Origin of the sequence: Klebsiella sp. CN_Kp066 (genome assembly GCF_040065135.1) — a bacterium.
Classification (GTDB): Bacteria; Pseudomonadota; Gammaproteobacteria; order Enterobacterales; family Enterobacteriaceae; genus Klebsiella; species Klebsiella oxytoca.
In genome coordinates this window covers 49,711-74,494 of sequence record NZ_JBEAIU010000039.1, presented here as the reverse complement: position 1 = coordinate 74,494, position 24,784 = coordinate 49,711, and the positions used below count along the sequence as shown (strand labels likewise).

General features: G+C 55.2%; 17 protein-coding genes. 13 read left to right on the top strand and 4 right to left on the bottom strand.

Annotated elements, in window-relative coordinates:
- The first annotated feature begins 174 nt into the window (after window positions 1-174).
- The 5 genes from purL to glnB all read left to right on the top strand — a co-directional run bounded on the left by purL (window position 175) and on the right by glnB (window position 8,616).
- Complete coding sequence (gene purL / locus ABLV75_RS15465; RefSeq protein WP_032705237.1) at window positions 175-4,062, top strand: phosphoribosylformylglycinamidine synthase; 3,888 nt, start codon at window positions 175-177, stop codon at window positions 4,060-4,062.
- Between the two features lie 671 nt (window positions 4,063-4,733).
- Window positions 4,734-6,170 (top strand): HAMP domain-containing sensor histidine kinase, encoded by a 1,437-nt coding sequence (locus tag ABLV75_RS15460; RefSeq protein ID WP_024274562.1) that lies wholly within the window; start codon window positions 4,734-4,736, stop codon window positions 6,168-6,170.
- 13 nt (window positions 6,171-6,183) lie between these two features.
- A complete protein-coding gene (gene qseG / locus ABLV75_RS15455) occupies window positions 6,184-6,888 on the top strand; it encodes a two-component system QseEF-associated lipoprotein QseG (protein ID WP_017145533.1) in 705 nt (234 codons plus the stop codon).
- Window positions 6,875-8,212 carry a two-component system response regulator GlrR gene (glrR, locus tag ABLV75_RS15450; protein WP_017145534.1) on the top strand — a complete coding sequence of 446 codons (1,338 nt, stop codon included), beginning with the start codon at window positions 6,875-6,877 and terminating at the stop codon, window positions 8,210-8,212. The genes qseG and glrR overlap by 14 nt, the downstream gene beginning before the upstream one ends.
- A gap of 65 nt (window positions 8,213-8,277) precedes the next feature.
- Window positions 8,278-8,616 (top strand): nitrogen regulatory protein P-II, encoded by a 339-nt coding sequence (gene glnB / locus ABLV75_RS15445; RefSeq protein WP_002914032.1) that lies wholly within the window; start codon window positions 8,278-8,280, stop codon window positions 8,614-8,616.
- A gap of 57 nt (window positions 8,617-8,673) precedes the next feature.
- Here the strand turns inward: glnB and hmpA are convergent, their stop codons facing one another.
- Window positions 8,674-9,864 (bottom strand): NO-inducible flavohemoprotein, encoded by a 1,191-nt coding sequence (hmpA, locus tag ABLV75_RS15440; RefSeq protein ID WP_348855017.1) that lies wholly within the window; start codon window positions 9,862-9,864, stop codon window positions 8,674-8,676.
- A 325-nt stretch (window positions 9,865-10,189) separates the two neighbouring features.
- Between hmpA and glyA the strand changes: the two genes are divergently transcribed.
- A complete protein-coding gene (gene glyA, locus ABLV75_RS15435) occupies window positions 10,190-11,443 on the top strand; it encodes a serine hydroxymethyltransferase (RefSeq protein ID WP_004104543.1) in 1,254 nt (417 codons plus the stop codon).
- Window positions 11,444-11,498: 55 nt separating this feature from the next.
- Here the strand turns inward: glyA and ABLV75_RS15430 are convergent, their stop codons facing one another.
- Window positions 11,499-11,921 carry a DoxX family protein gene (locus ABLV75_RS15430; protein WP_024274561.1) on the bottom strand — a complete coding sequence of 141 codons (423 nt, stop codon included), beginning with the start codon at window positions 11,919-11,921 and terminating at the stop codon, window positions 11,499-11,501.
- Window positions 11,922-11,995: 74 nt separating this feature from the next.
- The gene (locus tag ABLV75_RS15425; RefSeq protein WP_004104539.1) at window positions 11,996-13,189 is read right to left on the bottom strand and encodes an ROK family transcriptional regulator; all 1,194 of its coding nucleotides are present in this window, start codon (window positions 13,187-13,189) and stop codon (window positions 11,996-11,998) included.
- A 115-nt stretch (window positions 13,190-13,304) separates the two neighbouring features.
- Between ABLV75_RS15425 and ABLV75_RS15420 the strand changes: the two genes are divergently transcribed.
- The 7 genes from ABLV75_RS15420 (at window position 13,305) to ABLV75_RS15390 (ending at window position 23,489) form a co-directional block, all read left to right on the top strand.
- On the top strand, window positions 13,305-16,586 hold the full coding sequence (locus ABLV75_RS15420; protein ID WP_004104537.1) for a DUF5107 domain-containing protein: 3,282 nt from the start codon (window positions 13,305-13,307) through the stop codon (window positions 16,584-16,586).
- Between the two features lie 140 nt (window positions 16,587-16,726).
- The gene (locus tag ABLV75_RS15415; RefSeq protein WP_004104536.1) at window positions 16,727-17,710 is read left to right on the top strand and encodes a substrate-binding domain-containing protein; all 984 of its coding nucleotides are present in this window, start codon (window positions 16,727-16,729) and stop codon (window positions 17,708-17,710) included.
- A 33-nt stretch (window positions 17,711-17,743) separates the two neighbouring features.
- Complete coding sequence (locus ABLV75_RS15410; RefSeq protein ID WP_049128400.1) at window positions 17,744-19,258, top strand: sugar ABC transporter ATP-binding protein; 1,515 nt, start codon at window positions 17,744-17,746, stop codon at window positions 19,256-19,258.
- A gap of 27 nt (window positions 19,259-19,285) precedes the next feature.
- The gene (locus ABLV75_RS15405; protein ID WP_004104530.1) at window positions 19,286-20,284 is read left to right on the top strand and encodes an ABC transporter permease; all 999 of its coding nucleotides are present in this window, start codon (window positions 19,286-19,288) and stop codon (window positions 20,282-20,284) included.
- Between the two features lie 27 nt (window positions 20,285-20,311).
- Window positions 20,312-21,373, top strand: a complete 1,062-nt coding sequence (locus tag ABLV75_RS15400; RefSeq protein WP_004104527.1) for a zinc-binding dehydrogenase — start codon at window positions 20,312-20,314, stop codon at window positions 21,371-21,373.
- A gap of 9 nt (window positions 21,374-21,382) precedes the next feature.
- Window positions 21,383-22,264: an aldose 1-epimerase gene (locus tag ABLV75_RS15395; protein WP_004104525.1), complete on the top strand. Its 882-nt coding sequence runs from the start codon at window positions 21,383-21,385 to the stop codon at window positions 22,262-22,264.
- A 91-nt stretch (window positions 22,265-22,355) separates the two neighbouring features.
- The gene (locus ABLV75_RS15390) at window positions 22,356-23,489 is read left to right on the top strand and encodes a 3-phenylpropionate MFS transporter (RefSeq protein ID WP_004104522.1); all 1,134 of its coding nucleotides are present in this window, start codon (window positions 22,356-22,358) and stop codon (window positions 23,487-23,489) included.
- Here ABLV75_RS15390 and csiE read toward each other — a convergent pair.
- Window positions 23,486-24,763, bottom strand: a complete 1,278-nt coding sequence (gene csiE / locus ABLV75_RS15385; protein ID WP_004104520.1) for a stationary phase inducible protein CsiE — start codon at window positions 24,761-24,763, stop codon at window positions 23,486-23,488. The two genes, ABLV75_RS15390 and csiE, sit on opposite strands and share 4 nt — an antisense overlap.
- Window positions 24,764-24,784: the final 21 nt, after the last annotated feature.

The following is a 24,784-nucleotide window of genomic DNA, read 5'->3' as shown; positions in this document are numbered from 1 at the left end:
TTTGCTTAAGAATGCGCCAGTTGGCAACTTATTCGCGAGGAGGGTCACATTTATTGATAAACCCTGGCAATCATTTTATTTCTACGCAAACGGTTTCGTCGGGGCGCAGGATTCACTATAATGGCGCCCGTTTCCCCCCTGGCTCACCATGAAAGCTTCGAAGACGAGAGACTTATGATGGAAATTTTGCGTGGTTCACCTGCACTGTCGGCATTCCGTATCAATAAACTGCTGGCACGTTTCCAGGCGGCCAACCTTCCGGTCAGCACGATATATGCCGAGTACGTTCATTTTGCCGACCTTAGCGCCCCGCTCAGCGACAACGATCGCGAGAGTCTGGCAAGGTTGCTCAAGTATGGCCCGAACTTAAGCAGCCATACCCCAACCGGCAAGCTACTGCTCGTTACCCCCCGTCCCGGCACCATCTCTCCCTGGTCTTCTAAAGCTACCGACATCGCCCATAACTGCGGCCTGTCTCAGATTGTGCGCCTTGAGCGCGGCGTCGCGTATTACGTCGAAGCCAGCAGCCTCAACGATGAACAGTGGTCGCTGGTGGCGGCCGAACTTCATGACCGCATGATGGAAAGCGTTTTCGGCGCGCTGGAAGAGGGTGAAAAACTGTTTGCCCATCATCAGCCAACGCCGGTCACCAGCGTTGACCTGCTGGGCCTGGGGCGTCAGGCGCTGATTGACGCCAACCTCCGTCTGGGGCTTGCGCTGGCGGATGACGAAATTGACTATCTGCAGGATGCTTTCCAGACGCTGGGCCGCAACCCGAACGATATCGAACTCTATATGTTCGCGCAGGCTAACTCCGAGCACTGCCGACACAAGATTTTTAACGCCGACTGGGTCATCGATGGCGAAAAGCAGCCGAAGTCGCTGTTCAAAATGATCAAAAACACCTTCGAGAAAACCCCGGACTACGTGCTGTCTGCTTATAAAGACAACGCCGCGGTAATGGAAGGTTCAGCCGTGGGGCGCTACTTTGCCGACCACGCAACCGGTCGCTACGACTTCCACCAGGAAGACGCGCATATTCTGATGAAGGTCGAAACCCATAACCACCCGACGGCGATCTCTCCGTGGCCGGGCGCGGCGACAGGTTCCGGCGGCGAAATTCGCGATGAAGGCGCCACCGGACGCGGGGCGAAGCCAAAAGCCGGCCTGGTGGGTTTCTCGGTTTCCAACCTGCGGATTCCGGGGTTTGAACAGCCGTGGGAAGAAGATTTCGGCAAACCGGATCGTATCGTTACCGCGCTGGATATCATGACTGAAGGTCCGCTGGGCGGCGCGGCGTTTAACAACGAATTTGGTCGTCCGGCGCTCAACGGCTATTTCCGTACCTATGAAGAGAAGGTAACCAGCCACAACGGCGAAGAGCTGCGCGGCTACCATAAGCCCATTATGCTGGCGGGCGGAATCGGCAACATTCGCGGCGAACACGTGCAGAAGGGCGAAATTGTCGTCGGCGCGAAGCTGATTGTTCTCGGCGGTCCGGCAATGAACATCGGTCTCGGCGGCGGCGCGGCCTCTTCAATGGCCTCCGGCCAGTCCGATGCCGACCTCGATTTCGCCTCCGTACAGCGCGATAACCCGGAGATGGAACGTCGTTGCCAGGAGGTTATCGACCGCTGCTGGCAGCTGGGCGACGCTAACCCGATTTTGTTTATCCACGATGTCGGCGCTGGCGGTCTGTCGAACGCCATGCCTGAGCTGGTCAGCGACGGCGGACGCGGCGGTAAATTCCAGCTGCGCGATATCCTCAGCGATGAGCCGGGCATGAGCCCGCTGGAGATCTGGTGTAACGAATCGCAGGAACGTTATGTGCTGGCGGTTGCGCCGGAGCAACTGCCGTTGTTTGATGAGCTGTGCCGCCGCGAACGCGCGCCGTACGCGGTGATTGGCGAAGCAACCGAAGCGCTGCATCTGAGCCTTGATGATGCCCATTTTGACGATCGTCCGATCGACCTGCCGCTTGACGTGCTGCTGGGCAAAACGCCGAAAATGACCCGTGACGTGCAGACGTTGAAAGCGCAGGGCCAGAGTCTGCAACGCCAGGGCATCACGATTGCCGACGCGGTGAATCGCGTGCTGCACCTGCCGACGGTCGCGGAGAAAACCTTCCTCGTCACCATTGGCGATCGCACCGTCACCGGTATGGTGGCGCGCGATCAGATGGTGGGGCCGTGGCAGGTTCCGGTGGCTAACTGTGCGGTCACCACCGCCAGCCTCGATAGCTACTACGGCGAAGCGATGTCCATTGGCGAACGTGCGCCGGTGGCGCTGCTGGACTTCGCCGCCTCCGCCCGTCTGGCTGTTGGCGAGGCGCTGACCAACATCGCGGCGACGCAGATTGGCGCGCTCAATCGCGTGAAGCTGTCGGCAAACTGGATGGCCGCTGCCGGTCACCCGGGCGAAGACGCCGGTTTATATGAAGCGGTAAAAGCGGTGGGCGAAGAGCTCTGTCCTGCCCTGGGACTGACTATTCCGGTGGGTAAAGACTCCATGTCGATGAAAACCCGCTGGCAGGAAGGGGCTGAACAGCGCGAGATGACTTCTCCGCTGTCTCTGGTGATTTCCGCCTTTGCCCGCGTGGAAGACGTACGCCGTACCGTCACCCCACAGCTCTCCACCGAAGACAACGCCCTGCTGCTGATTGATTTAGGCAAGGGGAACAATGCGCTGGGCGCGACCGCGCTGGCGCAGGTTTATCGTCAGCTTGGCGATGTGACTGCCGACGTTCGCGATGTCGCGCAGCTGAAAGGCTTCTGGGACGCAATGCAGGCGCTGGTGGCTGAAGATAAGCTGCTGGCCTGGCACGACCGTTCCGACGGCGGTCTGCTGGTCACCCTGGCCGAGATGGCCTTTACCGGCCACTGCGGCGTCAACGTTGATATCGCCGCGCTCGGCGAGGATCGCCTGGCCGCGCTGTTTAACGAAGAGCTTGGCGGCGTCATTCAGGTTCGTGCCGCCGATCGTCAGGCCGTGGAAGCCACGTTGGCCGCTCATGGCCTGGCGGATTGCGTTCACTATATTGGCCAGGCTACGGCGGGCGATCGCTTCGTCATCGAGGCCGACGGTCATCCGGTATTCAGCGAAAGCCGCACCACGCTGCGCATGTGGTGGGCAGAAACCACCTGGCAAATGCAGCGTCTGCGCGATAACCCGGAATGCGCTGACCAGGAGCACGAGGCGAAAGCCAACGATGCCGATCCAGGGCTCAACGTGAAGCTCTCCTTTGATATCAATGAGGATATCGCTGCGCCTTATATTGCCACCGGCGCGCGTCCGAAGGTCGCGGTGCTGCGTGAGCAGGGCGTGAACTCCCATGTAGAAATGGCCGCGGCGTTCCATCGCGCCGGCTTTGATGCCATCGACGTGCACATGAGCGATCTGCTGGCGGGCCGTACCGGTCTTGCTGATTTCCAGGCGCTGGTGGCCTGCGGCGGCTTCTCCTACGGTGACGTTTTAGGCGCCGGTGAAGGCTGGGCGAAATCGATTCTGTTCAATGAGCGGGTTCGCGACGAGTTTGCCACCTTCTTCCATCGTCCGCAGACCCTGGCGCTGGGCGTGTGCAACGGCTGCCAGATGATGTCTAATCTGCGCGAGCTGATCCCGGGCAGCGACCTGTGGCCGCGCTTTGTGCGTAACCAGTCTGACCGCTTTGAAGCGCGCTTCAGCCTGGTTGAAGTGACGCAGAGCCCGTCTCTGCTGCTGCAGGGTATGGTGGGATCGATGATGCCGATTGCCGTATCCCACGGTGAAGGGCAGGTGGAAGTTCGCGATGGTGCGCATCTGGCGCAGCTGGAAAGTAAAGGCCTGGTGGCGCTGCGCTTCGTCGATAACTTCGGTAAGGTGACGGAAAACTATCCGGCCAACCCGAATGGTTCGCCGAACGGTATCACTGCGGTAACCAGCGAAAGCGGGCGCGCGACCATCATGATGCCGCACCCGGAACGCGTGTTCCGCACCGTGTCGAACTCCTGGCACCCGGAAAACTGGGGCGAAGACAGCCCGTGGATGCGTATTTTCCGCAACGCGCGTAAACAGCTGGGCTAAAAATCGTTTACAAATCGAATTAAGCCTCCTGCCCACGCAGGGGGCTTTTTTATTTGTGGGGTACTTCGAAAGCAGGTGTCGGGGATCGCCGACAAACGCGCTATGGTGGTGTCGTCAAAAGGTGACATTTAACTTATTGATTCATAAAGGCATCACTGAATCATTCACCCGATGTTGCTAATAAGCGACACTTTGTACAAAAAGCGACCATCATCATCCGTGCCCATAAATAGTAAAAAGACATTATATTTCATTGTGTTAATGAAATGTTTTGAGATGTGGCATAGTTCGTGCATAATTATAACCAGTGGCTCATTCACCTTCTTATGTCAGCCCCTTCGGGACGCGCTACATAAACTTCGAATGACGCACAAACAGGTGCCTGCCGTCCAACTCCTGATAACAGCTCTGCTTTATCAGTCATCGGGCGAAACGTCGAGTAAGGCACCGCCTCATTTCTTAATAAAGCCAGGCTCCCGTAGCCTGGCTTTATTATACTCGTCGTCTTTTGTGCTACAGGTGCGTTGGCCGCATCTGTTCACCCCGGTCACTTACTTGAGTAAGCTCCCGGGGATTCTCAGCTTTGCCGCCTTCCTGTAACTCAAAATCCATAGAGTATATTGGGTATATTCAGGTAGCATCGTAGTGAGCTAATGATTGAGACCCTATCCGTGAAGCGACTCTCCCTTTTCCCCCGTTCGCTGCGCCAGCTGGTCACGCTATCCTTCGTGCTGATCCTGCTTCCGCTGCTGGTGCTGGCATGGCAGGCGTGGCAAAGCCTTAACGCCCTCAGCGCCCAGGCGGCGCATATTAATCGCACCACCCTTATCGACGCCCGCCGCAGCGAGGCGATGATTAACGCGTCGCTGGAAATGGAGCGTAGCTACCGGCAGTACTGCGTGCTGGACGATCCGACGCTGGCGCGGGTCTATCAAAATCAACGCCAACGCTACAGCGAAATGCTTGACGCTCACGCGGGCGTTCTGCCTGATGAAAAAATCTGGCAGGCGCTGCGTCAGGATCTCGACGATCTGGCCGAGCTGCAGTGTAAAAATAGCGGCCCGGCGGCGAAGTCAGCAGTCAGCCTGGAAGCGTTTGCTTCCGCCAATAGCGACATGGTCCAGGCAACCCGGACGGTGGTCTATTCTCGTGGACAGCAGCTGCAGCAGGAAATCGCCGAGCGCGGCCAGTTCTTCGGCTGGCAGGCGCTGGTGCTGTTCCTGCTCAGCCTGGCGCTGGTGCTGCTGTTCACCCGCATGATTATCGGCCCGGTAAAGGGCATTGAAAGAATGATCAACCGACTGGGCGAGGGGAAATCGCTGGACGATGCCGCGCTGTTTACCGGCCCGCGCGAGCTGCGCTCCGTCGGTAAACGCATTATCTGGCTGAGCGAACGCCTTGCCTGGCTGGAATCCCAGCGCCATCAGTTCCTGCGCCATCTTTCCCATGAGCTGAAAACGCCGCTGGCCAGCATGCGCGAAGGGACGGAACTGCTCGCTGACCGGGTGGCCGGGCCGCTGACGCCCGAGCAGCAGGAGATCGTGGAGATTCTGGATAACAGCAGCCGCAACCTGCAAAAGCTGATTGAGCAGCTGCTGGACTATAACCGCAAACAGGCCGATGGCCCGATTGCGCGCGAGACGGTCAACCTGGCCGAACTGATGGAAAATGTGGTTTCTGCCCATAGCCTGCCGGCAAGAGCTAAAATGATGCATACCGAACTTTTGCTCAGCGAGCGTTTTTGCGAAGCGGAGCCCGCTCTGCTGGTGAGCGTACTGGATAATCTCTACTCCAATGCGGTGCACTATGGTGCTGAATCCGGTAACATTCGAATCCATAGCTATCGGCACGGCGAGCAGGTGCGCATTGACGTCATTAACGACGGCGAGCCGATCCCGTCCGCAGAAAGAAACATGATTTTTGAGCCTTTTTATCAGGGAAGCCACCAGCGTAAAGGGGCGGTAAAAGGCAGCGGTCTGGGGCTGAGCATTGCCCGCGACTGCGTACGGCAAATGCAGGGCGAGCTGAGCCTGGTTGATGAGAAGTCAGGGCTAATCTGTTTTCGTATCACGCTCCCCGTCGCCGAGTCTGGAAAAAATAACGTCTAACTATCGGGTGAATATGTCCCACTTCTTCGCATTTGTCCGTCCCCTCAGGGGATGGCTGCTGTCAGGCATTTCCTGCCTGGCGCTGGCGGGATGTTCCGCCTCTACATCACCATACGCCGCGGATGGCAAAACGCTCTCCGCGCTGCCGCAGCATCAGGTCGCCGATTTTCTTTCGGTGGAGTGCGCTGATATCTGGAATCTGCAAAGCGAAGCCAGCGACAAAAATCCGCTCTACTGGCTGCGTGGAATTGACTGCGCCGATCGTCTTGCTCCGGTGCAGGCACGGGCGGAGGCCCGGCTGCACAGCGGCGACAGCTGGCAGGATGCCTTTAAGCGCGGCATTTTACTGGCTGATGCCAAAATTACGCCTAACGAGCGCCGGGAACTGGTCGCCAGTCTGGATAGCTTCAGCCCGCAAATCGCCCCTCAGGTGCGCCCGCTCTATCAGCTCTGGCGCGATGCCCAGGGCCGGCAGCTTCAGCTGATTGACGAGCGTTCCCGCTACGCCAAACTGCAGCAGTCAAACGATGCGGAGCTGGAGACGCTGCGACAGCAGGAAATTGAGCTACGCAGTCAGCTCGAACTGACGACCCGCAAGCTGGAGAATCTCACCGATATCGAGCGTCAGCTCTCCAGCCGTAAACCCGGCGGGAACTTCAGCTCTGACGCCGGGCACGGCGGCGATAAAGTCCCGGAGGTGATTCATGACGATCCGTAAACCCGCCCGTCTGCTATTAGTGGACGACGATCCGGGGCTGCTGAAGCTGCTGGGTATGCGTCTGGTCAGCGAAGGGTATAGCGTAGTGACCGCCGAGAGCGGGCCGGAGGCGCTGCGCACGCTAAGTCGCGACAAGGTCGATCTGGTGGTCAGCGACCTGCGGATGGATGAGATGGACGGACTCCAGCTGTTCAGCGAAATCCAGAAGGTTCAGCCGGGGATGCCGGTGATCATTCTCACTGCGCACGGTTCCATTCCGGACGCCGTTGCCGCGACCCAGCAGGGCGTGTTTAGCTTTCTCACCAAGCCGGTGGATAAAGACGCCCTTTATAAAGCGATTGATGACGCGCTGGAGCAGAGCGCGCCAACCACCGACGAGCGCTGGCGTCAGGCGATTGTGACCCGTAGCCCGCTGATGGAGCGACTGCTGGAGCAGGCCGGGATGGTGGCGCAGTCGGACGTCAGCGTGCTGATTAACGGCCAGAGCGGTACCGGCAAGGAGATTGTCGCCCAGGCAATTCATAACGCCAGCCCGCGCCGTGATAAACCTTTTGTCGCCATTAACTGCGGCGCGCTTCCCGAACAGTTGCTGGAGTCAGAATTGTTCGGCCACGCGCGCGGCGCTTTTACCGGCGCAGTCAGCAATCGCGAGGGGCTATTCCAGGCCGCGGAAGGCGGGACCCTGTTTCTTGATGAAATTGGCGATATGCCGGTTGCGCTACAGGTGAAACTGCTGCGCGTTCTGCAGGAACGTAAAGTGCGCCCGCTGGGCAGCAATCGCGATATCGATATTGATGTGCGGATTATTTCTGCGACCCATCGCGACCTGCCGAAGGCCATGGCGCGAGGCGAATTTCGTGAAGATCTGTTCTATCGTCTCAACGTGGTGAGTCTGAAAATCCCGCCGCTGGCTGAGCGTACGGAAGATATTCCGCTGCTGGCGAACCATCTGCTGCGCCAGTCTGCCGATCGCCATAAACCTTTTGTCCGCGCATTTTCCACGGATGCGATGAAGCGGCTGATGGCCGCTAAATGGCCGGGCAACGTGCGCCAGCTGGTGAACGTGATTGAGCAGTGCGTGGCGCTGACCTCTTCGCCGGTCATTAGCGACGCCCTGGTAGAGCAGGCGCTGGAAGGGGAAAACACCGCGCTGCCGACGTTTGTCGAAGCGCGGAATCAGTTTGAGCTCAATTACCTGCGCAAGCTGCTGCAAATTACCAAAGGGAACGTCACGCATGCGGCCCGGATGGCCGGGCGCAATCGCACCGAATTTTATAAGCTGCTGTCGCGCCACGAGCTCGACGCTAACGACTTTAAAGAGTAGCTCCGGATGGTGGCGCAAGTTATGATACGGTTAGCAACCGGTTACGCGACTAAAACAGGAACACCATGAAAAAGATTGATGCGATTATTAAACCCTTCAAACTGGATGACGTGCGTGAAGCGCTGGCCGAAGTCGGCATCACCGGTATGACGGTAACGGAAGTGAAAGGCTTTGGCCGTCAGAAGGGGCATACCGAGCTGTATCGCGGCGCGGAGTATATGGTCGATTTTCTGCCGAAAGTGAAAATCGAAATCGTTGTTACCGATGATATCGTCGACACTTGCGTGGATACCATTATCCGTACGGCGCAGACCGGCAAAATCGGCGACGGTAAGATCTTTGTCTTTGATGTCGCGCGCGTGATTCGTATCCGTACCGGCGAAGAAGACGACGCGGCGATTTAAGCTGTCAAACCGGATGGCGGTCCGGAATTCCCGGGCCGCCTGCATTTATCGCTCCGTTTACAGCACCTTGTGCGGGCCGAAGCACTCATAATGAATGTTGCCGCTGCTCACGCCCAGATCTACCAGCTGCTTCGCAGCAAACTGCATAAACGCCACCGGGCCGCAGAGATAGAACTGCATTTGCGGGTCGCCGATTTTGTCGGCCAGCGCCGTTAAATCCATCAAACCTTCACTATCAAACGCGCCGGATTGACGGTCCGCTTCGCTCGGGCTGCGGTACCAGACGTGAGAAGTAAACTTCGGCAGCGTTTCACCCAGCGTTTTCACTTCGTCCGCGAAGGCGTGCACGTCGCCGTTCTCTGCCGCGTGGAACCAGTTCACCTGCGCCGGATGCTGCGCTTTTGCCAGCGTGTCCAGCATTGCCAGCATCGGCGTCTGACCGACGCCGCCGGAGAGCAGCGTGACCGGGGTTTCCGGCGCCACGTTGAGGAAGAAATCACCGGCCGGCGCGGCCAGATAAATCACGTCGCCTTCTTTCGCTGAATCATGCAGCCAGTTTGAAACCTGGCCGCCGTTTTCACGTTTAACCGCGATACGATAGCCTTTACCGTCGGGTTTGCGGGTCAAAGAGTACTGGCGAATTTCCTGATGCGGAAAACCTTCCGGCTTCAGCCAGACCGCCAGATACTGGCCTGGATGATATTCCGCTACCGAGCCGCCGTCGACCGGCTCAAATTCAAAGCTGGTAATCAGCGCGCTGCGCGGCGTTTTTTTGACGATGCGGAATGCGCGGGTGCCTTCCCAGCCGCCGGTTTTGCTGGCGCTTTCGTTATAGATTTGCGCTTCACGATTAATAAAGACGTTGGCCAGCACCCCGTAGGCCTTGCCCCAGGCATCCAGTACTTCCTGGCCCGGACTGAACATCTCATCGAGGGTCGCCAGCAGGTGAGTACCAACAATATTGTACTGCTCGGGTTGAATCTGGAAGCTGGTGTGCTTCTGGGCGATTTTCTCTACCGCCGGCAGCAGGGCGGGCAGGTTCTCGAGATTGCTGGCATAGGCGGCAATAGCGTTGAACAGCGCCTCGCGCTGGTCGCCGTTGCGCTGATTGCTCATATTGAAGATTTCTTTTAATTCGGGATTGTGAGCAAACATGCGGTCGTAAAAATGAGCGGTCAGTTTTGGACCGGTTTCAACCAGCAGGGGGATGGTGGCTTTCACCGTAGCGATGGTCTGGGCGTCGAGCATAGCAGCTTCCTTTATAAGTTATCTTAATGATGCATATTAAATGCATCTTATAAAAATACCCCTGCTTTGTAAATGGTTCTTTAACGCTTTACCTTAAGACAGTTACAACATGAATTATTTGCATCACAAACCTGAAAAGAAATCCGTTGATAATCGAAGGTGCTTTATTGCTCAAAGCCTTGTGTAATGCGGAGCCAATCGTTTGCGTAAAATCCTTTGTCAAGACCTGTTATCGCAGAATGATTCAGTTATACTGTGGGCCGTTGTCCAGGTGGACCGCCTTTTTAGGCCGAAATTTTATTGTTAGCTGAGTCAGGAGATGCGGATGTTAAAGCGTGAAATGAACATTGCCGATTATGATGCCGAACTGTGGCAGGCTATGGAGCAAGAAAAAGTACGTCAGGAAGAGCACATCGAACTGATCGCCTCCGAAAACTACACCAGCCCGCGCGTAATGCAGGCGCAGGGCTCTCAGCTGACCAACAAATACGCTGAAGGATACCCGGGCAAGCGCTACTACGGCGGCTGTGAATACGTCGATATCGTAGAGCAGCTGGCTATTGACCGCGCTAAAGAACTGTTCGGCGCTGACTACGCTAACGTGCAGCCGCACTCCGGCTCCCAGGCGAACTTCGCGGTCTATACCGCTCTGCTGCAGCCGGGCGATACCGTTCTGGGTATGAACCTGGCGCAAGGTGGCCACTTGACTCACGGCTCTCCGGTCAACTTCTCTGGCAAACTGTACAACATCATCCCTTACGGTATCGATGAGTCCGGTAAAATTGACTATGACGATATGGCTAAGCAGGCTCAGGAACATAAACCGAAGATGATTATCGGTGGTTTCTCGGCTTATTCCGGCGTGGTTGACTGGGCAAAAATGCGTGAAATCGCTGACAGCATCGGCGCATACCTGTTCGTCGATATGGCTCACGTTGCCGGTCTGATCGCCGCAGGCGTTTACCCGAACCCGGTTCCGCATGCTCACGTCGTGACCACCACCACCCACAAAACCCTGGCTGGTCCGCGCGGCGGCCTGATCCTGGCGAAAGGCGGCAGCGAAGAGCTGTACAAAAAACTGAACTCTGCCGTATTCCCGAGCGCCCAGGGCGGCCCGCTGATGCACGTTATCGCGGCGAAAGCCGTCGCGCTGAAAGAAGCGATGGAGCCAGAGTTCAAAGTTTACCAGCAGCAGGTAGCGAAAAACGCTAAAGCGATGGTCGAAGTGTTCCTGAACCGCGGCTACAAAGTGGTTTCCGGCGGCACTGAAAACCATCTTTTCCTGCTGGATCTGGTCGATAAAAACCTGACCGGTAAAGAAGCTGACGCAGCCCTGGGCCGCGCCAACATCACCGTCAACAAAAACAGCGTGCCGAACGATCCGAAGAGCCCGTTTGTGACCTCCGGTATCCGTATCGGTTCTCCGGCGGTGACCCGTCGCGGCTTTAAGGAAGCAGAAGTCAAAGAGCTGGCCGGCTGGATGTGCGACGTGCTGGACAACATCAATGACGAAGCGGTCATTGAGCGCGTGAAGGGTAAAGTGCTGGATATCTGCGCACGCTTCCCGGTCTATGCGTAAGCGTTAGCGTTGAGCTAAAAAAGGCCGCTGATGCGGCCTTTTTTGTGCCTGTTGATTAGCGGCGGTCGAGCGAAATCGCTCCGGGCCCGGTTATTGCCAGCAGCAGGAAGGCTCCGGCAATACTGACGTTTTTCCAGAAGTTAATCATGTTCGGTAGTACCGCATCGCCGGACATATTCCAGTAGTGATGGCCAATCACCGCGGTGCCAAGAGTATAAAAAATAAAGATCACCGCCAGCGGGCGGGTGAAAAAGCCCAGCACAATTAAAATGGCCGCCGGCACCTCCATAATAATGGCAATGATGGCCGCAAGCGTTGGCATCGGCGCGCCGGAGGAGGCCATATACTGCACCGTGCCGCTAAAGCCGAGCAGCTTGGGATAACCGAAAAGAATAAACAGCACCACTACCGCGATACGCGCAATCAGCAGCAGCAGAGAGCGGGAGGAACCAAAGTCAAAGTAGCGTAGAGTGTTCATGATCAGCTCGTTATGAGAGACGTGTGATTTAAACGTAATACACAAATTTGCGCTCCGCCACGTCCCCCTGACGATTAACGCAGCGTCTGCAGTTGCTCCTCAACATACAGATAACCGATCCCCATCAGCTGCTGAGCGCGGGTCAGTGTGCCAAAACCGATTTGGGTGGCTCTGATGCGTGTCGTGTCACGATGATCAAATGGGTTGAACCCCGTTTGTCTGATAATGATATTCAACCACTCTTCCCCAAAACCACAGCTGCGACCGTATAAAAGAATATTATTAATATTCAATATATTAAGAAAATTATAAAGGCTAAGACCGATGGCATTTGCCGATTCTTCAACCCAAGCCTGGAGGCGTGAATCTCCCTGTTGCCATTTATCTATTAAGGCATCGATGGTAAGTGTTTCAGGATTATTGGCGAGGTCGGGACGTGTTTTTAGCCACATCCTTGCCTGCTTTTTCAATGCGCTGAGGGAGGCTACTGTTTCCAGACAGCCGTATCGGCCGCAATCGCAGGCCACACCGTCAGGATTAATGATCGTATGGCCGATTTGTCCGCTACCATAGAGGCTGCCGCGCCATACCTGATCGTTGATAACGAATGAAGAACCGATGCCGTAATCGACATTGATCACGCAAAAATCCCGATACTGACCATCATTTTGCCACTTTTCCGCTAGCGCCAGCATCACGCAGTCGTTATCGACCATAACGCGGACATTGAGCTTTTCTTCCAGCAGATATTTCATCTCTACCGACTGTTTCCAGGGGGCTTGCGGCATGGTCTGAGATACGCCGGTGCCTGCATCAACCTGCCCATGAACCGCCAGTGCCAAGTTGATTTTGCGATTGGGCCAATTCTTACGGTACTGATGCCAGCACTTTTCAATGGCGGTAAGTAATGACTGGGGGGTAGGGGCATCAATCGCATGGTATTCCACCTCTCCTTTCGGGCTCAGGCAGGCGTTCCCAAGCTGGCACTCAATGCTGGTTGGCGTGATATTCATGCATAAAGTCCAGTCGCCGTCGGGTGCGATAAGCCATGCTCCGCTGCTGTGACCGCGTGAAAGGTGGTCATCCTGTACATTTACGACGCGTCCTTCTTCCTCCAGCTCTTGAAGAATATTGCTGACTGCGGGAATAGAGATCTGCGCCAGTCGTGCAAGAGTCGATTTACTGGCTCGTTTCTTACGATACAGATACTCCAGCAGCACACCCTTGTTGTAATGGCGAATTTGCTGGTTATTAATGCAGGCTTTCATAGACTAAACCTTGTTAACTATATTGCGTGATTATTGTGCGTAAATACCTTGGTTCTGTCTATTACACTGCCCTCATTATTTCATTTCAGTATGTCTTGTTAACTTTGAGGGCATTATGAGTTCAGTAAACGTTTGGCAGGAAACGGTACATATCCCGACCTATGAAACGGGGGCACAGGATATTCATCCCATGTTTCTGGAAAATCGGGTTTATCAAGGGTCCTCTGGAGCCGTGTATCCCTATGGTGTGACGGATACGCTGAGTGAGGATAAAACGCTAAAGGCCTGGCAGGCAGTATGGTTAGAAAACGATTATATCAAGATTATGATCCTGCCCCAGCTAGGGGGGCGCGTGCACCGCGCGTGGGATAAGGTTAGACAACGCGATTTCGTTTATCACAATGATGTCATCAAACCTGCCCTGGTGGGGCTACTGGGCCCATGGATCTCCGGGGGAATAGAGTTCAACTGGCCCCAACACCATCGCCCCACCACCTATATGCCAGTGGATTTTACCATTAGTGAAAATGAGGATGGCTCAAAAACTGTGTGGGTTGGTGAGACTGAGCCGATGCATGGGCTTCAGGTGATGACTGGATTTACTCTGCGTCCTGAGCGTGCTGCGCTGGAGATTGGAAGCAGGGTCTATAACAGCAACGTTACGCCGCGCCATTTTTTATGGTGGGCAAATCCTGCGGTCAAAGGCGGCGAGGGACATCAAAGCGTATTCCCGCCGGATGTTAACGCGGTATTCGATCACGGCAAACGCGCGGTGTCAGCCTTTCCGATAGCCACAGGTACCTATTACAAAGTGGATTACTCGGCGGGCGTCGATATCTCTCGCTATAAGAACGTTCCAGTCCCGACCTCCTACATGGCTGAAAAATCAGAATACGATTTTGTCGGCGCCTGGTGCCATGATGAAAATGGCGGGTTACTACACGTTGCGGATCATCATATTGCTCCGGGTAAAAAGCAGTGGAGCTGGGGCTATAGCGAATTTGGCCAGGCATGGGATAAAAGTCTGACCGATGAGAACGGGCCGTATATCGAACTGATGACCGGTATTTTTGCCGATAACCAGCCGGATTTTACCTGGCTCGATCCGTTTGAAGAAAAACGCTTTCAGCAATACTTCCTGCCTTACCACTCGCTAGGCATGGTACAGAACGCCTCGCGCGATGCGGTTATTAAGCTGCAGCGCGATGACGACGGTATCGCCTGGGGCATATATGCCATCTCTCCTCTGACCGCGCATCGTCTTACCGTTTGTGAAGAGGGCAACCCGCAGCCACTGTTGGATGAAATGATTGAGCTTACGCCGTGCTCGGTTGCGCAAGGAGCGCTTGCGGATATAGAGCCCGCGCGTCTCACGATGGAGCTGTTTGATAGCCAGGGCAGGTGCGTTTTACGCTATCAGGAACATCAACCGCAGGAAATTCCGCTACCAGAAGTGGCGAAAGCTCCGTTAAGCGCGGAAAAGATTTTCAGCGTGGATGAAGCATGGTTTATCGGCCAGCATCTGGAGCAGTATCACCACGCCAGCCGTTCCCCTTTCGACTATTACCTTCGCGGCATTGAACTGGATCCGCAGGATTACCGCTGCAATCTGGCACTGGCGATGCTGGAGTATAATCGTGCTGATTATACTCGGGCGATCGTTTATGCGACTCAGGCGCTGGCGCGTGCCCATCGCCTGAATAAAAACCCACAGTGCGGCCAGTCGAGCCTGATCCGCGCCAGCGCCAGAGAGCGGCTACAGCAGTGGCACGAAGCGCAGGAGGATTTCTGGCGTGCGGTGTGGAGCGGCAACAGCAAAGCGGGAGGATATTACGGACTTGCCCGGCTGGCTGCGCGAAACCAGCGCTATGACGATGCACTGAATTTCTGCCAGCAAAGCCTGTTGGCATGCCAGACCAACCAGGATGTGCTGTCTCTGGAAACGTTGTTACTACATCTTGCTGGTCGTCGCGGCGAGGCGCAGGAGCAGATTGCAAAACTGCTGCGCGACTATCCTCTAAATCCTACCCTCTGGTGGATCAAGGCGACGCTATCAGAAGCGGAGTCGGATTACGCGCAATGGGTTGGCGTATGCCAGTCGCGGGATATTAACGCTTTGCAAACCGCTGGCTTATTGTTGAGCTGGGGAATGGCCGATCGGGCTAAAGCCGTACTGGCTACGCTTAACTGCCAGAAAACGCTGCCGCTCTACCTACAAGCTAGCCTGAGCAAAGGAAGTGAACGTACCGCTCTGATAAACCGCGCCCGCGAAGTATTTCCTGATTTCGTGCGTTTCCCCAATCTGCTGGTAGAAGTAGCGGCTCTGGAGAGGGTGAGCGAGTGCTATTTCGCTCAGCATCTGCTCGCCTGTTTCCACTACAGCCGGCGTAACTATGAGAAAGCGACTCTCCTGTGGCAGCGTTGCGTTGAAATGGCGCCTGATTTTGCTGACGCATGGCGAGGGCTGGCGATTCATGCATGGAATAAACACGCTAACGCGGAGCTGGCGGCCACATGCCTCGATAAAGCCTGCGAACAGCAGCCTGAAGATGCGCGGCTGCTGTTTGAACGCGATCTGCTGGATAAGCTCACTGCCGCAGAGCCAGCAAAACGCCTTGCCCGGCTGGAGGCTAATCTTGCTACGGCGTTGAAGCGTGATGATTTAACAGCGGAGCTACTGCATCTTTGGCATCTGGCCGGGAAGACTGAGCAAGCGGCTGGTGTTCTTTCATCACGTAAATTTCATCCGTGGGAAGGCGGTGAAGGTAAAATAACCAGTCAGTTTATTATCAATCACCTACTTCGTGCCTGGCAGCATATCCATCAGCAGCGACCGCAGCAGGCTGAGGAACTATTGATTTCCGCACTGCACTATCCGGATAACCTTAGCGAAGGGCGACTGCCGGGGCAAACCGATAACGATATCTGGTTTTGGCTGGGAATATGCGCCAGGCAACAGGGCAGGGAAGAACGTGCCGTTGAATGCTTCCAGAAAGCCGCGTTGGGCGATCGAACGATCAATATTCACAACTACTACAACGACCAGCCGGTGGACTATCTCTTCTGGCAAGGCATCGCCTTGCGGATGATTGGCGAACACTCGGCCAGCAACCAGCTTTTCATCGACATGTTGCAGTGGGCGCAGCATATGGAGGTGGAACAGGTGGAAGCTGACTTCTTCGCGGTATCACAGCCGGATCTGCTTGCGCTTTATGCCGATATTCAAAAGCAGCATCAGGAGAAATGTTTGTTCGTGCGCACTCTGGCGACAGCGGGTCTGGGCGGAGGAGTACGATATGAGCAGGCGCTTTCCGGGCTGGAAGCACTGAACCCGGCATGGGCGAAGGCTGCGCTGTTCCGACAAACAATGCCGTTTGTGATGCATCTCATTAACTAAAGAGTGTTTACTGTAATTTTTGAGCGGCCTGACCCGCCGCTTTTCCCGAGATGTTTAGAATACGTGAAATCGTTCGGCGGCATGCCCGTTTGCCGCCGAAACCAAACAACAATAAATGCCTGACCCTACAGGAGGCACGTATGCCTAAAAATAAAGCAGTCTCATTTTTTTCATGTTTACTGTTAACGTTGTTGAGTATTTCATTCCCGGGTTTTAGTGCAGAGAAAGAGGTTACCGTCGGTGCTATCTATCTTGATACTCAGGGTTATTATGCCGGTGTTCGTCAGGGCGTGCAGGATGCAGCCAAAGAGAGCCAGGCAAAAATTCAGTTGATTGAAACCAACGCTCAGGGAGACATTTCTAAAGAGAGTTCGTTTATTGATACGCTGGTTGCGCGTAACGTTGATGCCATCATTCTTTCTGCCGTTTCAGAAAATGGCAGCAGTCGCGCGGTTCGCCGGGCCAGTGATGCGGGTATTCCGGTTATTTGTTACAACACCTGTATTAATGAGAAAGGCGTGGATAAGTATGTATCTGCTTATCTGGTTGGCGATCCGCTTGAATTTGGTAAAAAGCTGGGTGACGCTGCCGCCGATTATTTTATTGCCAACAATATCGGCGCGCCAAAAATTGCGGTCATTAACTGTGAAGCGTTCGAAGTATGCGTTCAGCGGCGAAAAGGCTTTGAAGCTGCGCTAAAAGCTCGCGTTCCGGGTATGCAGATTGTCGCTAATCAGGAAGGGACCGTTCTCGATAAAGCTATTTCTGTGGGCGAGAAGTTGATTATCTCCTCACTTGACCTGGACGCCATTATGGGAGAGTCGGGCGGCGCGACGTTGGGCGCGGTTAAAGCGGTACGTAACCAGGGCAAAGTGGGAAAAATAGCCGTATTTGGCTCTGATATGACAACGGAAATCGCGCAGGAATTACAGAATTATCAGGTGCTGAAGGCGGTTGTGGATATTTCCGGTAAGAAAATGGGCAACGCCGTTTTTGCGCAAACCATGAACGTAATTAATAAAACTCCCGCGGAAAATAAAATTATTCCTGTCGATATCGATATCTACGTTAAATCTGAAGATGGAAAGCAGTGGCTGGCTACCCATGTCGATGGTCTGCCTTGATGACTTATGTCAGCTAATAGAGGTAGCGATATTATGACGGTAATAGAAAATGGTTCGGCGGCGGTCGCGAAAATCATCGGGGGCAATAAACGTTATCCCGGCGTCGTTGCGCTTGATAACGTCGATTTTACTCTCTCAAAGGGGGAGGTTCGCGCGCTATTGGGAAAAAATGGCGCGGGAAAGTCGACGCTTATTCGCATGCTAACCGGCAGTGAAAGTCCTGATAGCGGCGAAATCTGGTTGGGAGGAATTCGTCTTGAGGGTAACGATGCCACGCTGACGCGACGTGCGGCGGAGCTGGGGGTCAGAGCTGTATACCAGGAGTTGAGCCTGGTGGAAGGATTAACGGTGGCGGAGAATCTCTGTCTGGGAGAGTGGCCGCGGCGTAGCGGCATGATTGACCAGTCTCTTATGGCCCATCATGCCACTGAAGCACTGGCCGCTCTCGGGGTGGACGTTCCGCCTGATGCCCTGGTCGATACGCTCAGTCCGGCACAAAAGCAACTAGTGGAGATTGCCCGCGTGATGAAAGGCCAGCCGCAGGTGGTCATTCTTGATGAACCGACCAGCTCGCTGGCGAATGCGGAAGTTGAGCTGGTGATCAACGCGGTAAAAAGGATGTCGGCGCTGGGCATTGCGGTGATTTATGTTAGCCATCGTATGGAAGAAATCCGCCGAATTGCATCCTGCGCGACCATCATGCGCGACGGTCAGGTGGCGGGGGACGTCACTCTGGATAGTACGACAACCCAGGAAATCGTCTCGCTGATGTTGGGCAAAGAGCATGTTGATCTCCCGCTGGTGAAGTCTGATACCTTGCTTACGATGCCGGTTCTGCATGTCACTCAGTTATGCCATCCGCCTAAGTTGCACAATATTAGCTTTACGTTACACCGCGGCGAAGTGTTGGGCATTGCCGGGCTGCTGGGGTCTGGACGTAGCGAGTTACTTAAGGCGATCGTTGGATTAGAACCTTTCTCCAGCGGGGAAATTACGCTCAATGGCGTAAGAATTATGCGGCCGGAATACGCTACCATGCTGAAAAGCGGCGTAGGTTATACCCCGGAAAACCGTAAGGAGGCGGGGATTATTCCACTACTGGGTGTGGATGAAAATACGGTGATGACTAACCGGCATAAGGTGAGTCAACGCGGCGTCCTGAACTGGCAACGGATCGAGGAATTGACGGCGGCAGTGATGCGCCGAATGACGGTTAAAGCGGCAACTACGCAAACGGCAATTGGGACCTTATCGGGTGGCAATCAGCAAAAGGTGGTGATTGGGCGCTGGGTTTACGCCGGTAGCGAAATATTACTTCTTGATGAACCGACGCGTGGAGTCGATATCGAAGCCAAGCAGCAGATATATCGCATTGTGCGGGAGCTGGCTGCTGAAGGTAAAAGTATCATATTCATTTCCAGCGAAATAGAAGAGCTGCCGTTAGTGTGCGATCGTATTTTGCTACTGCAAAACGGCGAGTTTAGCCGCGAGCTTTTAGCCCCTGTCAACGTCGATGAATTAATGTCGGCAATTTTATCCACGCATTAGCCATTACGTTTATTGAGGAACTCACAGATGTCCGCCTCATCATTAACGCTGCCGCAAGGCAAAAGAGCTACACCGAAGCAGTTTATCAGCCGTCATATTAATGAAATTGGCCTGCTGGTGGTTATTACTATTTTGTATCTGATTTTTTCATTTAACGCGCCGGGATTTATTTCTTTAAGCAATCAAATGAACGTGCTGCGCGATGCCGCAACGATCGGGATTGCCGCATGGGCGATGACGCTGATTATTATTTCCGGCGAGATAGATGTCAGCGTCGGACCTATGGTGGCGTTTATCTCCGTCTGTCTGGCTTACCTGCTGCAGTTTCAAGTACCGCTTAGCGTAGCCTGCCTGCTGGTTTTATTACTTGGAGCCGCTCTTGGGACGCTAGCCGGAGTACTTCGGGGAGTATTCAGCGTTCCCAGTTTTGTTGCCACTTTAGGTTTGTGGAGCGCATTACGTGGTATGGGATTGTTTATGACCAACGCGCTTCCGGTACCTATTGATGAAAGTGAGATTCTGGACTGGCTGGGTGGGCAGTTTTTTGGTATTCCCGTATCGGCATTAATTATGCTGATTCTGTTCGCCATCTTTGTTTTTATCAGCCGTAAGACCGCGTTTGGCCGTTCCGTTTTTGCTACCGGTGGTAATGCTGCAGCGGCCCAACTTTGCGGGATTAACGTCAAACGCGTACGGATTTTGATTTTTACGCTTTCCGGCTTGCTGGCCGCGATCACGGGAATTCTTTTGGCTGCCAGACTGGGGTCGGGTAATGCGGGGGCGGCAAATGGTCTGGAGTTTGATGTTATTGCCGCAGTGGTGGTTGGAGGTACCGCGCTGTCGGGCGGCCGCGGTTCGCTGTTTGGCACCTTATTAGGGGTGCTGGTGATAACCCTTATTGGCAATGGACTGGTGCTGCTGGGGATTAATTCATTCTTCCAGCAGGTTGTTCGCGGATTAATTATTGTGGTGGCGGTGCTGGCGAATATTTTGCTGACCCAACGCAATAATAAAATCAAACATTAATGTTTATTAATTTGTATAGAGGGAATTATGAAAACAATGCTGGCTGCTTTTTTACCCGGAAACTCCACAGTTGAGCTTAGAGAAGTCCCTGTGCCGACCCCAGGAATTAACCAAGTCCTGATTAAAATGAAATCCTCAGGAATTTGCGGTAGCGATGTGCACTATATTTATCATCAGCACCGTGGTACCGCTGCGGCACCGGATAAGCCCCTGTATCAGGGGTTTATTAATGGCCATGAGCCGTGTGGGCAAATTATTGAAACGGGCGCAGGATGCCGCCACTTTAAAGCGGGCGATCGGGTGTTGGTTTACCATATTTCCGGCTGCGGGTTCTGCTCTAACTGCCGCCGCGGCTTCCCTATTTCCTGTACCGGGGAGGGCAAAGCGGCCTACGGCTGGCAGCGCGATGGCGGTCATGCGGAATATTTATTAGCGGAAGAAAAAGACTTGATTCATCTTCCGGATGCCCTGAGCTACGAAGATGGGGCGTTTATTAGCTGCGGCGTTGGGACTGCCTATGAGGGCATTTTGCGCGGCGAAGTATCCGGTAGCGACAATGTTCTGGTGGTTGGTCTGGGGCCGGTCGGCATGATGGCTATGATGCTGGCGAAGGGACGCGGCGCGAAGCGCGTTATCGGCGTCGATATGCTTCCGGATCGCCTGGCGACGGCAAAGCAGCTTGGCGTGATGGACAACGGATTCCTGGCGACGACGGAAAACCTTCCGGCGCTGATTGCCGAACTGACGCACGGTGGTGCAGACGTTGCGCTCGATTGTTCTGGTAATGCTGCCGGACGCCTGCTGGCGCTACAATCGACCGCGGACTGGGGGCGGGTGGTCTATATCGGTGAAACCGGGAAAGTTGAATTTGAGGTGAGCGCCGACCTGATGCATCACCAGCGGCGTATTATCGGCTCCTGGGTGACCAGCCTGTTCCATATGGAAAAATGCGCCCGCGATCTGACCGACTGGAAGCTTTGGCCACATAGCGCCATTACGCATCGTTTTTCTCTTGAGCAGGCGGGAGACGCTTATGCGCTGATGGCGAGCGGTAAGTGCGGCAAAGTGGTGATTAATTTTCCCGATTAAGGAGGCCAGATGACGCTTTATACGCTGGAAAACGGAACGCTGCGGCTTGAGATTGCGGATCAGGGCGGCGCTATCGAAGGACTATGGTGGCGGAACCAGGGGAAATCGGTCCCCGTGCTGCGCCCGGGACGGAAAAGTGGAATTGCGGTGGAATCTTCTTGTTTCCCGCTCGTGCCGTTTGGTAACCGGGTCAGTGGGAATCGGTTTTGTTCGCCGACGGGAGAGTATCAGTTACGGCCTAACGTTGAGTGGGATAGCCATTACCTTCACGGCGATGGCTGGCTGAATGCCTGGCGCTGCCTTGAGCAATCCCCGACGCAGCTTAAATTAGAGTATATCCATCCGCAGGGCGTTTATCGCTATACGGCGCAGCAGTTATTTACTCTGAACGAGAACGGTATTGAGGTAGAGCTGGTTGTCACTAATGATGGCGATTCGTTGCCGTTTGGCCTTGGCTGGCACCCCTATTTCCCGTTGTCGTCAGAAACCCGCGTGCAGGCGCATACCAACGGCTACTGGCTTGAAAAAGAGCACTGGCTAACCGGTGAGCATCAAGAAAGCTTGCCGTCGGAGCTGGATTTCAATCATCCATCCCCGCTGCCTACGCACTGGGTGAACAATGGTTTTTCCGGCTGGGATGGCGCTGTGGCAATCCAGCAGCCGGATTTGGGGTATCAGCTTTCGATGACCACCGAGCCGCCTGCGCCATGCTATTTCGTCTTTGTTTCCGACCCGGCGTTTGATAAGGGGTATGCGTTTGATTTCTTCTGTTTTGAACCCATGAGCCATGCGCCTGACGATCATCATCGTCCGGACTTTGGTCAGTTGAATACGCTGTTATGCGGTGAGAGCATGCGGCAAAAAATGACGCTGAAAATTCATTCCTGTTAATCCTGAACCTGCCCGGAGACGGGCAGGATAATTGCCTCTTGCACCCGCCCCGCTTTATCGCCAGACTGTCGCCTCCATTCGGGAGGGAATCATGGTCTTACACTCCACGCGCTGGCTGGCGCTTAGTTACTTCACCTATTTCTTTAGCTACGGTATCTTCCTGCCTTTCTGGAGCGTCTGGCTTTCCGGACTTGGCCTGACGCCGGAAACCATCGGTATGCTGCTCGGCGCCGGGCTGGTGTCGCGTTTTCTTGGCAGCCTGCTGATTGCGCCGCGGGTCAGCGACCCGTCCCGACTGATCTCTTCTCTACGCATTCTGGCTTTGCTGACGCTGCTTTTTGCGCTCGCATTTTGGGTCGGCCATCATGTCGCCTGGCTAATGGTGATTATCGTCGGCTTTAACCTCTTTTTCTCGCCGCTGGTGCCGCTCACCGACGCGCTGGCGAATACCTGGCAAAAGCAGATCACCATGGACTACGGGCGCGTGCGTCTGTGGGGATCGATAGCTTTCGTCATTGGTTCGGCGCTAACCGGGAAGCTGGTCAGCCTGTATGACTACCGGATGATACTGGTGATGCTCAGCGTCGGTATTGCTTCAATGCTGCTCGGCATGCTGCTGAAACCGTCGGTGCAGCCGCAGGGAGAGTCCCGCCAGCAGGAAGCGGCCGGCCTGGCGGCCTGGCTTACGCTGGTGCGGCAAAGCTGGCGCTTCCTCGCCTGCGTCTGTTTGCTGCAGGGAGCGCACGCCGCCTACTACGGATTTAGCGCTATCTACTGGCAGGAGGCGGGGTATTCGGCCTCCGCGGTGGGCTATCTGTGGTCGCTTGGCGTGGTGGCGGAAGTGGTGATTTTCGCGCTGAGCAAAAAAGTCTTCCGTCGCTTTAGCGCCCGCGATCTACTGCTGCTGTCCGCGGTGTGCGGGCTGATTCGCTGGACGTTGATGGGCTGGACGACGGCGCTACCCTGGCTTATCGTCGCGCAGATCCTCCACTGCGGCACCTTTACGGTGTGCCATCTGGCGGCGATGCGCTATATCGCAGCGCGTCAGGGCAGCGAAGTGATCCGCCTGCAGGCGGTCTACTCCGCCGTCGCGATGGGCGGCAGCATTGCGGTGATGACGGTATTTGCCGGTTTCCTCTACCAGCATCTGCACCAGGGCGTGTTCTGGGTAATGGCGTTGGTGGCCTTACCGGCGCTGGTGGTGAGGCCAAAAGCGGTAGCCTAGGCCTCCAGCATTTTGCAAATCTGCTGCTGCTGATGATCGCTGAACGCCTCTTCAGCATGAAACAGCGGCGGTGAAAACAGCGGTAGCGCGGTGGTATAGGGAGTGACGATCAGCGTCACTTCCTTCGGGGCGCCCTCTTTCTGAAAGGTGCTCACGCTCAAATACTTGATATTGAGCGGCAACAGGGTTAACTCGCGCAGCTGCTGCTCCAGCGACTGCTCAAGATCCGGATTATCATCGGTAAGCAGCACCACCTGCTTCTCTTGCAGATCGCTTTTTTGCATCAGCCATGCGCCGAAAATCACCGCGATCAGGCTGACTTCCTCCTGGCTAAACCGCACTTGCCAGCTGGCTTCAAACTCCTCCAGTGCGGCCTGGGTGGTGCGCATCAGGCGGGGATAAAGACGGCCAATTTCCTCCGGCAGCGCGTTATCGATACCGATAGCGAAAACGCTGCGATGTAACGCCTGCGAGAGGTGGATATAGAGTTGATCGCTGAGCCCCTGTTCATCGCTAAACGGACGACCCGCCAGGTTCTGAAAGCGGTGAATCAGGCCAGATATAGCCAGATGCAGACGTCGATCCTGCTGATGACCATCGCGAATAGGATCGGGAGTTTTCAACAGCATAAACAGCAGGGTCAAAAACAGCTGTTCTCCTGCGTGGGGCGCTGCCGCAACCCGCCGCTGCCAGTGGCGGACAATCTCCTCCGCGAGGGCAAATTCGGCGGCGGCCTGCGCCCAGCGCTGCTGCTCGTGAGTGAAAGAGGGACTCTGCCCAAGGTGGTGCTGCAGCAAACAATACTGTAAATAAAGACGCAGAAAATGCACGTCGCGGCAGTCAAACTGCCGGTTCAGGGCGCGCGAGCAGCGGTTGACCAATGCCTGAAGATTGGTGTCATCATAGAGCGTGCGTGCGATACCTTGCTGTTTAAGCTGCGTTTTCAGAGCCGGGGTAAAATGGTGGCTGACAAAATGCGGGCACAGGCGCAGCCCGCGGCGCAGGCCGTGCAGCAGGCATAAGCGTTGATCGAGCGCGGCGCCTTCCATCCGATAGCTGCCGTCCGCTTGTGAAGTCAGGGTCAAGCGGTGATAACGCTGAATTTCGCGTCCCGTCTCCGCGATGTCCTGCCGGGCGGTATCCTCATCAACCTGGGTGAGGTTACCCAGCCATTCGGGCGTCACGGACTGCCCGGGCAGATAAAACATCAGGAGCACCTGGCTACGGCGCTGTGGACTGGAAAGCACAGATGGTGGTTCAATCACTGTCATCATCCGGTTAGTTCCAGTTAGGGT